At 68.9% G+C, this 12,136-nt stretch carries 13 protein-coding genes and 1 tRNA gene; 6 read left to right on the top strand and 8 right to left on the bottom strand.

Features of this window, described 5'->3' with window-relative positions; genetic code table 11:
- Positions 1–96: 96 nt before the first annotated feature.
- The gene (locus C469_RS14910; RefSeq protein WP_008008075.1) at positions 97–312 is read left to right on the top strand and encodes a DUF7472 family protein; all 216 of its coding nucleotides are present in this window, start codon (positions 97–99) and stop codon (positions 310–312) included.
- Between the two features lie 10 nt (positions 313–322).
- Here the strand turns inward: C469_RS14910 and C469_RS14905 are convergent, their stop codons facing one another.
- The 4 genes from C469_RS14905 to C469_RS14890 all read right to left on the bottom strand — a co-directional run bounded on the left by C469_RS14905 (position 323) and on the right by C469_RS14890 (position 3,001).
- On the bottom strand, positions 323–1,552 hold the full coding sequence (locus C469_RS14905) for a DNA primase large subunit (protein WP_008008074.1): 1,230 nt from the start codon (positions 1,550–1,552) through the stop codon (positions 323–325).
- 78 nt (positions 1,553–1,630) lie between these two features.
- On the bottom strand, positions 1,631–2,053 hold the full coding sequence (locus C469_RS14900) for a DUF5518 domain-containing protein (protein ID WP_008008073.1): 423 nt from the start codon (positions 2,051–2,053) through the stop codon (positions 1,631–1,633).
- 7 nt (positions 2,054–2,060) lie between these two features.
- A complete protein-coding gene (locus C469_RS14895) occupies positions 2,061–2,729 on the bottom strand; it encodes an HVO_2922 family protein (protein WP_008008072.1) in 669 nt (222 codons plus the stop codon).
- A 198-nt stretch (positions 2,730–2,927) separates the two neighbouring features.
- Positions 2,928–3,001, bottom strand: a tRNA-Val gene (locus tag C469_RS14890).
- Between the two features lie 61 nt (positions 3,002–3,062).
- Here C469_RS14890 and C469_RS14885 point away from each other — a divergent pair.
- Genes C469_RS14885 through C469_RS14875 form a run of 3 tightly spaced genes read left to right on the top strand, consistent with a single transcriptional unit; the run spans position 3,063 to position 4,757 of the window.
- Positions 3,063–3,554, top strand: a complete 492-nt coding sequence (locus C469_RS14885; protein ID WP_008008071.1) for a DUF192 domain-containing protein — start codon at positions 3,063–3,065, stop codon at positions 3,552–3,554.
- 51 nt (positions 3,555–3,605) lie between these two features.
- Complete coding sequence (locus C469_RS14880; protein WP_008008070.1) at positions 3,606–4,025, top strand: SHOCT domain-containing protein; 420 nt, start codon at positions 3,606–3,608, stop codon at positions 4,023–4,025.
- 51 nt (positions 4,026–4,076) lie between these two features.
- Positions 4,077–4,757: a hypothetical protein gene (locus C469_RS14875; protein WP_008008069.1), complete on the top strand. Its 681-nt coding sequence runs from the start codon at positions 4,077–4,079 to the stop codon at positions 4,755–4,757.
- Positions 4,758–5,539: 782 nt separating this feature from the next.
- Here the strand turns inward: C469_RS14875 and C469_RS14870 are convergent.
- From C469_RS14870 to C469_RS14855, 4 genes are all read right to left on the bottom strand, one after another.
- A complete protein-coding gene (locus C469_RS14870) occupies positions 5,540–6,691 on the bottom strand; it encodes an ABC transporter ATP-binding protein (protein ID WP_008008068.1) in 1,152 nt (383 codons plus the stop codon).
- A 96-nt stretch (positions 6,692–6,787) separates the two neighbouring features.
- Positions 6,788–7,729 carry a carbohydrate ABC transporter permease gene (locus tag C469_RS14865; protein WP_008008067.1) on the bottom strand — a complete coding sequence of 314 codons (942 nt, stop codon included), beginning with the start codon at positions 7,727–7,729 and terminating at the stop codon, positions 6,788–6,790.
- Positions 7,726–8,769 (bottom strand): carbohydrate ABC transporter permease, encoded by a 1,044-nt coding sequence (locus tag C469_RS14860; RefSeq protein WP_008008066.1) that lies wholly within the window; start codon positions 8,767–8,769, stop codon positions 7,726–7,728. The genes C469_RS14865 and C469_RS14860 overlap by 4 nt, the downstream gene beginning before the upstream one ends.
- Before the next feature lie 9 nt (positions 8,770–8,778).
- Positions 8,779–9,936 carry an extracellular solute-binding protein gene (locus tag C469_RS14855; protein ID WP_049911489.1) on the bottom strand — a complete coding sequence of 386 codons (1,158 nt, stop codon included), beginning with the start codon at positions 9,934–9,936 and terminating at the stop codon, positions 8,779–8,781.
- A 488-nt stretch (positions 9,937–10,424) separates the two neighbouring features.
- Between C469_RS14855 and C469_RS14850 the strand changes: the two genes are divergently transcribed.
- Both C469_RS14850 and C469_RS14845 read left to right on the top strand, forming a co-directional pair.
- Complete coding sequence (locus tag C469_RS14850; RefSeq protein WP_008008064.1) at positions 10,425–11,474, top strand: AAA family ATPase; 1,050 nt, start codon at positions 10,425–10,427, stop codon at positions 11,472–11,474.
- A gap of 2 nt (positions 11,475–11,476) precedes the next feature.
- Entirely contained in the window at positions 11,477–12,109 is a 633-nt protein-coding gene (locus C469_RS14845; protein ID WP_008008063.1) for a protein sorting system archaetidylserine decarboxylase, read from the top strand.
- The last annotated feature ends 27 nt before the right edge of the window (positions 12,110–12,136 follow it).

Raw genomic sequence — 12,136 nt, 5'->3', positions numbered from 1 at the left:
AGATATCCGAGTTCGGAGCGCGCCGAGCCATCGGGGCGGTTCGACCCTGCCGCCCTCATCGAAGTCCTTTTTTAGCGGCGACGGGAACCCGCGGGCATGGAAATCGACGCGGAGCTCCGTCGGCAGATCGCGGTCTCGCTGTCGGCGGCCGCGGTCTTCGTCGCCGGACTGGTCGGGATCGGGGTCGCGTTCGGCGGTCCCGACGGACTGCCGGAGACCGGTGCGATCGCCCTCGTCGCGCTGCTCGCCGCGTTCGTGCTGTTGATGGCGCTCGTCGGCGCGTACCTCATCCGCGCGGGCGACGACACCTAGAACGGAACGACTACTCGCTCCCGGCTTCGGCTTCGCTCTCGCCCGCTTCTTCCGGCCCGTTTTCGGCTTCTCCCGCGGTCGCGTTCCGCTCGCGCCAATCGGTGATCTCGTCGGCCTCGGCCACGCGCGTCTCGTAGTACGCGAGCGGGTCGGCGGCGACCTGCATGTGGTCTTCCTCGTTGTGGCAGATCCCGTAGTTCGCCAGCGTCTCGCAGGTCGGGGGCGGGTACTGGGTCCCCCGGTCGTCGCTCAGGTACTCGGTCTGGTACCGGATCCCCTCGGCGTCGAGGCTCGTGTCGGCGCAGAACGCGACCACCTCGTCGGGACTCATGCCGATTCCGACGAGAAACGCCATCAACGCGAACGACTCCGGCGGGGACAGGTCCGTGCCGCGCTCGGCCTTGTCGATCAGGTTCCGCATGCAGGGCGGGAACAGGTCGGGCGCGACCACGTCGACCGGGCCGGCGTAGGTGCGCTCGGAGAGCAGCCGCTTGAGGTCCGCGACGCCCGACTCGAGTTCCGCGGCGATCCCCTCGCCGGCGGCGAGCTCGAACGGGAGCCCCTCCCGGACCCGGTCCGCGACGGCGGCTTCGAGCGCGTCGAGCAGCTCCTCGCGGGAGACGCGCACCTCCCCGTCGGCGAGCGCGCGGTTGACGAGTCGCCACGACTCGCCCCACGAGGGCGACGTGAGCCGGAGGTACGGTCCGACGGCGATCCAGTAGTGCTCCGGGTCGCGGCCGGGCGCGCCGCCCGCTCCCGTCGCAGTCGCACCGCTGCCCCCGGTCGCCCCGCCGGCCCTCGCGTCCGATCGAGGCGACTCCGGTCGCACCGCGTCCGCGAGGTCGAACTCGGCGAGCACGTCGTCCAACGCGACGGTCGGAGTCGACATCGACCGCAGCTCGTCGTCGGTCGCGAGGTCCTCGCGGATCCGGTCAATCGCGGTCGCGGCCTCGGCCGCGGCGTACTTCTCGATGGCGGGCTCGGAGTCCAACAGCGAGACGAGGATCCGCGCGACGGGGTACGAGAGCAGCTCGGCCTGCGCGTCGTAGGCCGACTCGGCGGGGAAGGCGCCGCTCTCGGACGCGACGGTCCCGTCCATCAGGGCGCGCTCAACGCGCTCGCGAGCGCGCTCGACCGCCGGCGCGTCGGCCGCGACGAGCTCCGGCAGCGACACCGCGGCGTCGGCGACCGCCTCCCGGGCGGTCGCGAAGAACGGGTACTTGGCGTCGAGCGCGTCCATGTCCGGGCCGAGGTAGCAACGGGCGGCGAATAAGCGGTGCGGTCCGTGTTCGAGGTAGGGGTTGCGCCGGAGGCGGCCTCAGAGCCGCCCTCGGAGGTAGTACCCGAGGTACCCGCCGACGATCCCGGACCCGAGGGTGTAGGCGGCGGCGAGGCCGACCACGAGCAGCGCGATGACGCCGAACTCCGCGGGCGCTCCCGCGACGCCGAGGAAGAACAGCAGGAAGAACACGAGTGCCGCGAACGGCAGCGTCATGACGACGCCGGCGACCGCGCCGGTCTTGAGCGCGTCGCTCGACCGGCCGCCACAGAGGTAGCCGGCGACCGCGCCGCCGAGGACGGTAGCGAGGGGGACGAACGACAGCACCGAGCCGGCGATCCCGCCGACGAGCCCGTACACGAGCACGTCGCTCAGGTCCGCGGGCGCGTCGTCTCCGGGCGCGAGGAAGTCGTTCGAAGAGCCGACTTCCGCGTCCGGGGAGGTGGTGTCGTCGGGGACCATCGGTCGGCTACTCCTCCGTTTCCTCCTCGTCGCCCGGCTCCTCGACGGCGGCGCCGGGAGCGTTCGCCTTCACGCTGTTGAGGCCCTGTTTCGCCTTCTGCTTGGAGGCGTACCCCTGCCCGCTGTCGGCGATGACGTTGTCGTTGTCGTGGCGGAGCCGCCAGCGGTGCTCGTCGGCCTTGTCGCGGAACAGCTCGAAGACCGCCTTGCTCCCTCCCTCGTCGGGCGCCTCCTCCTCGCGGGAGGCGTCGATCACGTGGGCGCCGGGCGCGTTCCGCTGGACGCTCTCGATCCCGGACTCGGCGTCGCGCTTATCGGAGTACCCGCCGCCGCCGTCGGCGATGATGTTCCCGTTGTCGTGGACGAGCCGCCAGCGCCACTCGTCGGCGCTGTCCGCGTACAGCTCGAAGGTCCCCTTGCTCGCCGCGGCGTCCTCGTCGATCTCGCCCTCCGCCTCCGGCCACTCCATCTCGACCTCGAAGTGGACCGTTCCGTCCTGCCGTTCGAGTTCGATCTCGACCTCCTGTTCCGCCGCCGGATCGATCGTCACCGTGCCGGCGTCGTCGACGGGGACCGGCTCCCCGCGACCGAGCGCTCGCGCGATGCGTCGGAAATAGGTGGCGAGCGCCTGTCGGCTCCGTGACTGTCGCGACTCGTGGACGGTTTCTTCGGACATGCAGGAATTACGTCACGGCGAGCGCACAAAACGCTATGGCTGTTTCTGGTTACCTCTATGTCACTTATAAACCACCAGTCACAGGTGCGGCTCTGGCGGGTTCGAACCTCACTCATCCGCTCGCTTCGGTCGCTCCGTTCCCTGCTTCGAACCCGCCCTCGCAGACATTTCTGTGACGCACTTCGTTCGTCCCAGAAATGGGCTCGGGCGGGTTCGAACCGCCGATCTCAGCCTTGTAAAGGCCGCGTCATAACCAGCTAGACCACGAGCCCTCAGGGTTTCAAACCCGCCGGGAGCGGAAAACGGTTTCTTTCTGCGGCGCGAGGATCGGCCGTGAACCGCCGCCTGCTCGCGGTCGTCGGCGTCATCGTCGCCCTCGCCCTCCTGTCTGCCGTCGCGATCGCGGCGAACCCGACCCTCCTGATCGCGGGCTACGACACCGCGACCGTCGAGGCGGTCGACGGCGAGACGGGGGAGCCGCTCGCGACCGTCGAGGCGCGCGTCGCCGACGGCCTCGCGAAGCAGTACGTCGGCCTCTCCGCGACCGACGGGCTCGCCGCCGACGAGGGGATGCTGTTCGTCCACGACGAGCCGGGCGAGTACGCCTACGTGATGCGTGACATGGCGTTCGCGCTCGACATCGTCTTCGTCGCGCCGAACGGGACCGTCACCGAGGTCCACGAGGCGGCGCCCGAGTCGCGTCCGTACACCCGGTACCGCGGCACGGGACAGTTCGTCCTCGAGGTGCCGCGCGGGTGGAGCGATCGCAACGGCGTCGAGCCCGGCGACCGGCTCGTCTTCGAACTGGACCGATACTCGAGTTAACGCTCTCCCAGCGACGAAACCGATTTGCCCCTCGCGGGCGTCGACCGAGCTATGACCGACCTCTCCCGCCGGATCGCGTGGAACGTCCGCCACCGCTGGCGGCGGATCTTCGCGGTCCTCGTCGTCGGCGCCGGCGTCGCCGCTCCGCTCGTCACCGGGCTCTGGTGGTCGCTGCCGCTGGTCTGGTTCTTCGGCCTGTTCGTCGCGCTGCCCGTCCTCCACACGCTGACGAAGCCGGTACCCGACGAGGACGGCGACGGCGACGACGCCGACGGCCCCGACGATCCCGCCCTCCGCGCGCTCCGGGAGCGCTACGCCCGCGGCGAGATCGACGAGCGCGAGTTCGAGCGCAAACTCGACCGGCTGTTGGCGACCGAGGACGCCGAGACCGCCGACCGCGGCGACGCCGAGGACCTCGCCGAGCGCGTTCGCGACGGACTCCGGCGCGAAGTCGAGCGGGTCCGCGAGTGATCCCGGCCGCGACCGTCATCGTTTTGCGCGGCGCTGGCGAGAGCTTCTGACGTGTTCCTCGACGCGCTCCGGTACCCGCTCGCGGACCGACCGCGGCTGGACGGCACCGCGAAGAGCCTGGCGGCGCTCCTCGTCTGCGGGACGCTGGTCCGGTTCGCGGCGCGCCTCTGGCCCGATTGGTCGCTGGTGGCGCCGCTGCTGCTCGCCGCCGTTCCCCTCCTCGCGTGGCTCGGCCTCCTCGGTGGCGTCCTCGCGGGCGACGGATTTCTCCCGCTCGCGGGGACCGTCACGTGGCGGCTCGCCGGACGGCTGCTCGGCGCCGCCGCCGTCTACCTCCTCCCCGCGGCCCTCACCGTGGCCGCGGCCGGCTACGTCGTCGCGAGCGGGACGGTTCCGGACGCGCTGGGCGGCGTGACCCTCGCGGCCCTCGCGACCGTCGCGCTGCTCGTCACGGTCGTCTGCAGTTACCTCTTCCCGGCGGCGGCCGTCGTGAGCGTTCGAGACGGGCTCCGTGCCGGGCTTCGACGGGACGCCCTCCGCGGTACCGCGTCGAGCACGTACTTCCTCGCGTGGGTGGGCGCCACCGTGCTCGTCGTCGTCGCGTGGAGCGCGCTCGCCGCGACGGCCGCGCGGAGCGCCGCCGCGCTCCTCGCGCTCGGCTGGTGCGCGTACGCCCACGTCGCCGCCGCGGCGCTCGTCGCCGAGGGCGTCGATCGGACCACCTACTGGTGAGGGGGACTCCCAAATCGGAAATCGCTCCGCCGTAACGTCTTTTTCAGACGTATTCTCGCCGGAAACGCCCGGTTGCTGAGGGCCGCTTCTCGATCGACTGCGGGAGTACGTGGAGCACTGTGGCCGATCGGTTATTTATAAGCGATCAAGTGGTGTTGCTGTCGGCTGTTTATATGTGGTTGATTGTGGATCGATGGGGAACACCTCCAAAGCCCCAGCCGCGAGGACCTCCGAACGTCGTTCCTGCTCGCTTCGCTGCGCGGGCTGCGACGTTCGTGGTCCCGCTCGCGTTGCTCGCGGGACTCGCGCGGCNGGACCTCCGAACGTCGTTCCTGCTCGCTTCGCTGCGCGGGCTGCGACGTTCGTGGTCCCGCTCGCGTTGCTCGCGGGACTCGCGCGGCTCGCTGTGCTCCTCGCTCAGTCGCTACCGCTCCTTCGCTGCGGTGCTTGCATCGCCGTGCTTCGTCCTCGCGACTGCCCCTTTGAGTCCCACCCGACCGCAACCGCACCGCCGGAAGACGGTCGCCTCGCTCCGCTCGGCGCTGCGACCTCGTACGGGCTGCTCGCGCCCGATGGGCGCTCGCAGGCGCGCCGACCGCATCGTTTTTATAAACAATCGTCGCTGAAGCTTGCGATCGTTTAAATATTGAATCTCACCACCGATCTGCAACACTCACTCCCGAAATTGCTCGCCGCTGTTGCTGTACTGACCATCGTGAGTCAGAACGCATCATCTGCCGAGGTTCAACGGAGCGAGAAACCCGAAACGGCCCGCGTCCCGGTCAGGCGAGGTCGACCTGATCGGCGGCGTCCTCCATCGACCGGTTGTGGAGCGCCTCGCCGGTGAGGCCGTCGAAGATGTGGATCGCGTCCTGCGGGATCCGCGCGACAACCGAGTCGCCCTCGCTGACCCGCGTGAACCCGTCGATCGTCGCGACGAGCGTCTCGGCGGACTCGGGGTCCGCGTCGGGGTCGAAGTGCAGGTACACCGTGTTCTCGTCGCCCATCGGCTCGACGACGTCGACCGTCATCTCGAACTCGTGTGCGTCGCTCTTGCTCTCGACGAGCTTGATCGCCTCGGGTCGGATCCCGAGAACGAGGTCGGTCGCCTCGCCGAGGTCGGCCCGCACCTCGTCGTCGATGGGGTACTCGAAGACGTCACCGACGAGCCGGTCGCCGTCGAGGGCCACGTCGAAGAAGTTCATCGACGGCTCGCCGAGGAAGCTCGCGACGAACTGGTTGGCGGGCTCGTGGTAGCACTTCAGCGGCGACGCGATCTGCTGTAGCTCGCCGCCGTCGAGGATGGCGATCCGGTCGCCCATCGTCATCGCCTCGGTCTGGTCGTGCGTGACGTACACCGTCGTCACGCCGAGGTCGTTCTGGAGTCGCTGGAGCTCCGTCCGCATCTCCGCGCGGAGCTTCGCGTCGAGGTTGCTGAGCGGCTCGTCCATCAGGAACACCTCGGGGTCGCGGACGATCGCCCGGCCGAGGGCGACCCGCTGCTGTTGGCCCCCCGAGAGGTCGCTCGGCTTCCGGTCGAGTAGGTCCGAGATACCGAGCATCTCCCCCGTCTCGCTCACCATCCGGTTGATCTCGTCGTCGGGGAGGTCCGTCGACTCCTCGAGCCCGAACGACATGTTCTGTCGGACGCTCATGTGCGGGTAGAGCGCGTACGACTGGAACACCATCGCGATGTCCCGGTCCTGCGATTTCACGTGATTCACGACGCGGTTGTCGATGCTGAGCGTGCCGGAGGTGATCGTCTCCAGGCCGGCGACCATCCGGAGCGTCGTGGATTTGCCGCAGCCGGACGGACCGACGACGACGAGGAACTCGCCGTCGTCGATCGACAGCGAAACATCATCGACCGCGACGATCTCCTCGTCGCCGTCCTGGAACGTCTTCGTTATCGAGTCGAGTTCAAGCGTTGCCATATCTGTGAGTTGTGGTCGGTGTCGAGTGGTCGTTCGTGCGCCGCGCCGCGTCTTCTCTCGGGCTGTCCCCGTCGCCGGACGGGACCGGCGTGTGGGTCACGCCGCCACCCCCTCGGCGAACTCCTCGCCGAAGAAGATGTACACCGCCAGCGTCGGCAGCGCCGCGAAGAACGCCCCGGCCATCCGGAGCGCGAAGTCCTGCCCCTCCAGCGAGCTCCCGAGGCCCGCTAAGATTAACACGACGGGCGCCGCGGGGCTCGATTCGGTCGAAACGATCACGAGCGTGAAGAGGAGGTCGTTCCAGATCTGGGTGAACTGGTAGATGAGGACGACGGCGAACATCGGCCCCGAGAGCGGGAGAACGATCCGCCGGTACACCCGGCGGAGCGTCGCGCCGTCGAGGCGGGCCGACTCGATCATCTCGTCGCTCATCGTCTTGTAGTACGTCCGGAACAGGAGCGTACAGATGGGGATCCCGTAGGCGACGTGAGTGATCACCAGCTCGACGATACCGACGTAGTCGTCGTCGATCCCGAGCGCCCAGACGAACGACAGCACCTGGTCGAGCTGGGCCCACTGCGACCAGAACTGGGTCAGCGGGACCAGCACGGCCTGATACGGGATGAAGATCCCGGCGATGATGAGCATGAGCACCACCGCCTTGTACGACTTCTTCCACGTCGGAATCGTCAGCCCGTACGCGGTGATGCTCCCGACGAACGCCGAGATCACCGTCGCGGGGACGGCGTACAGCAGGCTGTTCCCCATCCCGCGCAGCAGGGTGTCGATCGCCGTCTGCCACTTCTCGAACGTGAGTCCGGACGGTCCGGGCGGCGCGAACGGCGCCGTCTGGATGATCGCGGTGCCGGTTTTGAACGACGTGACCAGCCCGGATTCGATCGGGACGAGGTAGAACGCCGCCGCGAAGACCAGGACGACGTACAGGCCGGCGCCCTCGACCGTCATCCGATCGAGGTTCCGGCGCAGCCGCCCTATCGTCGTCGCGCCGCCGTCGGTTCGAGGTTCGCTGTCGCTCATAGGTTGTCCCTCCGGTATTCGTAGACGAGGTAGGGGCCGATGACGCTGAGCGCCATCCCGAACAGGACGATGGCGATCGCCGACCCGTACGCCCAGTTGAGGTTCGCGTAGGCCTCACGCACCATCTTCGTCGCGAGGATGTCGGCGCCGTTCGGCGGCCGGTACCCCCCAGACAGGGAGTAGAGGAAGTCGAAGGCCTTCATGCCGAACACCATCAGCACCACGGCGGCGCTGATCGTCGCGCCCTTCAGCTGGGGAATGATCACGCGCCAGTACATCTTCAGGGTCGACGCGCCGTCGACCTTGGCCGCCTCGTAGTGCTCGCGGGGGATCGCGCGGAGGCCGGCGAGGTACACGACCATCGCGTACCCCGAGAACTGCCACATCAGCGCGAAGATGACCGCGTAGAGGACGATGTCCTGGTTGCCGAGCCAGCTCACCGGACCGAGTCCGAACGTCCCGATGACGCTGTTGGCGATCCCGTTGTTGTAGTTGTAGATCCACAGCCAGAACTGGGCCGTCACCACGAACGAGAGGCTCATCGGCAGGAGGTAGATCGTCCGGAACGAGTTCTCGAACCGGATCCCCCTGTCGATCAGGATGGCCAGCACGAGGCCGACCGCGAGCGTTCCCGCCGTGAACGCGATAAGCAGGATGAGCGTGTTGACCGCGGCGTCGATGAACCCGGAGTCCGCGAGCGCCCGGGTGTACATCTCGAAGTCGAGATCCGAGTAGTCCGGCGCGTTCTCGAAGCGCTGGTAGTCGGTCAGCGAGATGAGGAGGTTCCAGATGACCGCACCGTAGACGAACAGCCCCATCAGCAGGAACGGCGGGAGCCAGAAGATCGACGACTCCATGAAGTCGCTCCCGAAGCGCCGGTCCAGGGCTGCCTTGAGGCGCGCCGTCGCGTCCCGGTCCGGCTCCGTCGGCGGACCGGTCGCGGGGCCGTCGCTCACGACGCCGCCGTCGGCGCGGACCTCGTCGCCGTCCCCCGAGGAGGGCCTGATCGTCCGGTACAATCGACGGTAAAAATCGAGCATCCGTGGAGCTCAGTTCGACACCGCGTCCAGGAAGCCCTCGGTCGCCGCGTCGACGTTGTACGGGCCGGTGAACTCCGAGGAGATGACGTCGTTGAGCGCCGTCATCGTCTCGGAGGGCACGCCGAGCCCGTGCTGGAGGTTCGGCGGCCGGTACTCCGCGTTCGCGAAGTCGTCGGCCGTCTCCTGGAGGTACGGACCGAACTCCTCCATGCTCACGTCGGTGCGGGTCGGGATCGACCCCTTGAACTGGTTGAACGCGATCTGGGCCTCCGGACTGCCGACGAAGGCCGACCAGGTCTTGGAGGCCTCGGGCGTCGGGTTGTCCGCCGGGTAGATGAACGAGTCGAAGTGGAGGGTGTACATCCCCTCCGTGCCGGGGAACGTCTTGAAGCCCCAGTCGTCCTCGTAGTCGAAGTCCTCGGCGTTCCGGAACGCGCCCGCCGCCCAGTTGCCCTGGTGGATGAAGGCGGCGTCGCCGTTGATGATGTTCTGGTTCGACTCGGTCAGCGCGATCGAGGACGCGTCGTCGCTGATGTAGTTCTCCAGCATCTCCGCCGTGGTCTCGAACGCCGACCGGACGGCCTCCTCGTCGCCGTTGCCCTCGAGGAAGTCCATGTACGGCTGATAGCCGCTCTCGCCGAGCAGCACGGCGCCCCACAGCTGCGTCGTCGTCCAGGTGCCCGCCATCGCGTGGGTCATCGGGATCGCGTCGGTCTCGGTCGAAACCGTCTCCAACGCGTCGACGAGCGCCGAGGGGCTATCGAGCGAGTCGACGTCGACCCCCGCGTCCTCGACGACAGAGACGTTGTAGAAGAGACAGTTCAGCCGGTGGGAACCGAGCGGCACGGCGCGGAAGCTGCCGTCCTGCTGGTGGAGCTCGACCGCCTCCTCGACCATCGCGTCCTCGAAGCCGTTCTCCTCCCAGACGTCGTCGACGCTGCCGAGGACGCCCTGATACCGGAGGAGGTTCGGACCGGGCCAGCCGGCGAACGACCCCGGCGGGTCGTCGCTCTGGAGCCGGTTCGCGACGACGGCGTCGAGGTTCTGGTTGCCGCCGCCGCCGATGGGGTTCATTTCGAGGCCGGTGTCGGAGTGGGCCTCGTTGAACGCCTCCTCGAGCGCCTCGGCCGCCGCGGCGCCGTCGCCGCCGGTCCAGCCGTGGAGCACCTCGACGGGGTCGCCGGAGCCGCCGTCGCTCCCGTCGCTTCCGTCGCTTCCGTCACTTCCGTCACCGCCATCGCTTCCGTCGCCGCCGTCGCCGGAACAGCCGGCGATCCCCACGGTCGCGAGGGTACCCGCGCCGGCCACGTAGTGGCGTCGGGTAAATCGATTCTCCGAATCGGCACTGTTGTCACGTGACATGTGTCCACGGGTTCGGCTGCCCCATACTTAACGATTGATGTTCATTTACTCAAAATATTATTAAAAAACAGAGAGCGTACTAGAACGTCGTACACTGCTTCTCAACGATCGAGAGGCGATAATCGCGATAGCTCAGAGATCGCCGTCGACCGACTTCTCAACGATTTGAGCCGGGGTGATCGTAACAAATTGTCGGTGTACCCCCGGTCGACGTCCCCGACCGGTGGGGCGGGATCGTCGGCTCGGCGCGCCGACCGACCGATTCTTGAGCGCTCGTCCCGGACGGACACGATATGGAGGGACCGCTGTGGATCGACGCGCACGCTCCCGCGCTCGACGAGATCCGACAGGACGAGGCCCGTGAGCGGCTGGAGCGCGCGGTCGACGAGCCGATGAACCTCGTCGTGCAGGGACCGCCCGGGGTCGGAAAGACGGCGGCGACGCGGGCGCTGACCCGGGCCGCCCACGACGACCCCGAGAGCGACCTGATCGAGATCAACGTCGCCGACTTCTTCGGCCGGACGAAAAAGGAGATCCGGACCGACCCCCGCTTCGAGGGGTTCCTGCAGGGCCGCAGCCGGATGGCGAAACGCGACATGATAAACCGCGTGCTGAAGGAGTCGGCGTCCTACGCGCCGATGTCCGGCGAGTACAAGACGGTCCTGCTCGACAACGCCGAGTCGATCCGGGAGGACTTCCAGCAGGCGCTCCGGCGCGTGATGGAACAGCACCACCGCACCACGCAGTTCGTGATCGCCACCCGGCAGCCGTCGAAGCTCATCGCGCCGATCCGCTCGCGCTGCTTCCCGGTGCGGGTGCGCGCGCCGACCACCGACGAGGCGATCGACGTGCTCGAAACGATCTGCGACCGCGAGGGCGTCGACTACGACGGCGACGGGCTGGAGTTCGTCGCCAGCGCGGCCGGCGGCGACCTCCGGGAGGCGATCCTCTCGGCGCAGGCGGCCGCCGTCGAGGGCGGCGAGATCACCATGTCGACCGCCTACGAGACGCTCGGCGAGGTCGGCGACGACGACGCGATCCGAGAGGCGCTCGCCGACGCCCGCGCCGGCGACCTGAAGGACGCGCGCTCGACCCTCGACGACCTGCTCGACGACGGCGGGTACGACGGGGGGGAACTGCTTCGGGAGACCCTGCGCGTCGCCCGCGCCGGCTCCGAGTACGGCGGCGACGACCTCGCGCGGCTCCACGTCCTCGCCGGCGAGGCCGACCTCGACCTCGTCGACGGGCTCGACGACCGGACCCACCTCGTCCACCTGCTCGCGGCGTGGGCCGCGGGACGCACCGAGCTCCGACCGGACCTCCGAGACCCCGTGGGGGCCTGACCGTGTCCCGGAATCCCCCGCTCGCGAGGGTCCTCCCGTTCGACGTCGTCGACGAAGCGTGGCGGCTCGCGCTCGTTCCCGCCCTCCTCGGGGCCGCGATGCTGCCTCTCCTCCCGCCGGTCGGCGCCGGCCTGCTCGCGCTCGCGCTCGGCGTCCTCTGGTTCCACCGCGACCCCGACCGGTCGGCGCCCGACGCCGAGGGGGTCGTCGTCGCCCCCGCCGACGGCACCGTGAGCGTCGTGCGCGAGGAGGGCGAGCGCCTGCGCGTCGGCGTGTTCATGAACGTCACCGACGTGCACGTGAACCGCGCCCCGCTCGCGGGCGAGGTCCGCGAGGTGCGGCACCGCCCCGGCGCGAACCGGCCCGCGTTCGACAAGGAGTCCGACCGCAACGAGCAGGTCGCGATCGACTTCGGCGAGTACGAGCTGCTCGTCATCGCCGGCTGGTTCGCCCGTCGGATCCACCCGTCGGTCGAGCCCGGCGACGCCGTCGACCGCGGCGAGCGCGTGGGCCACGTCTCGTTCGGCTCTCGGGCGGACGTGATCCTCCCCGCCGACGTCGACGAGCGCGACCTGCTCGTCCGCGAGGGCGACGCGGTGCGCGCCGGGGAGACGATCATCGCCGAGCGAGACTGAGCGTTCGGAGCCGGCATCGATATCGGC

This window comes from Halorubrum lipolyticum DSM 21995 (assembly GCF_000337375.1).
Classification (GTDB): Archaea; Halobacteriota; Halobacteria; order Halobacteriales; family Haloferacaceae; genus Halorubrum; species Halorubrum lipolyticum.
The sequence above is the reverse complement of the archived record's forward strand: the minus strand, read 5'-3'. Positions and strand labels throughout refer to the sequence as shown.

Excerpts from the sequence above, each read along its gene's own strand:
- C469_RS14895 (WP_008008072.1), bottom strand. The coding sequence starts at position 2,729 with ATGTCCGAAGAAACCGTCCACGAGTCGCGACAGTCACGGAGCCGACAG.
- C469_RS14865 (WP_008008067.1), bottom strand. The coding sequence starts at position 7,729 with ATGAGCGACAGCGAACCTCGAACCGACGGCGGCGCGACGACGATAGGG.
- C469_RS14905 (WP_008008074.1), bottom strand. The coding sequence starts at position 1,552 with ATGGACGCGCTCGACGCCAAGTACCCGTTCTTCGCGACCGCCCGGGAG.
- C469_RS14860 (WP_008008066.1), bottom strand. The coding sequence starts at position 8,769 with ATGCTCGATTTTTACCGTCGATTGTACCGGACGATCAGGCCCTCCTCG.
- C469_RS14870 (WP_008008068.1), bottom strand. The coding sequence starts at position 6,691 with ATGGCAACGCTTGAACTCGACTCGATAACGAAGACGTTCCAGGACGGC.
- C469_RS14900 (WP_008008073.1), bottom strand. The coding sequence starts at position 2,053 with ATGGTCCCCGACGACACCACCTCCCCGGACGCGGAAGTCGGCTCTTCG.
- C469_RS14850 (WP_008008064.1), top strand. The coding sequence starts at position 10,425 with ATGGAGGGACCGCTGTGGATCGACGCGCACGCTCCCGCGCTCGACGAG.
- C469_RS14910 (WP_008008075.1), top strand. The coding sequence starts at position 97 with ATGGAAATCGACGCGGAGCTCCGTCGGCAGATCGCGGTCTCGCTGTCG.
- C469_RS14880 (WP_008008070.1), top strand. The coding sequence starts at position 3,606 with ATGACCGACCTCTCCCGCCGGATCGCGTGGAACGTCCGCCACCGCTGG.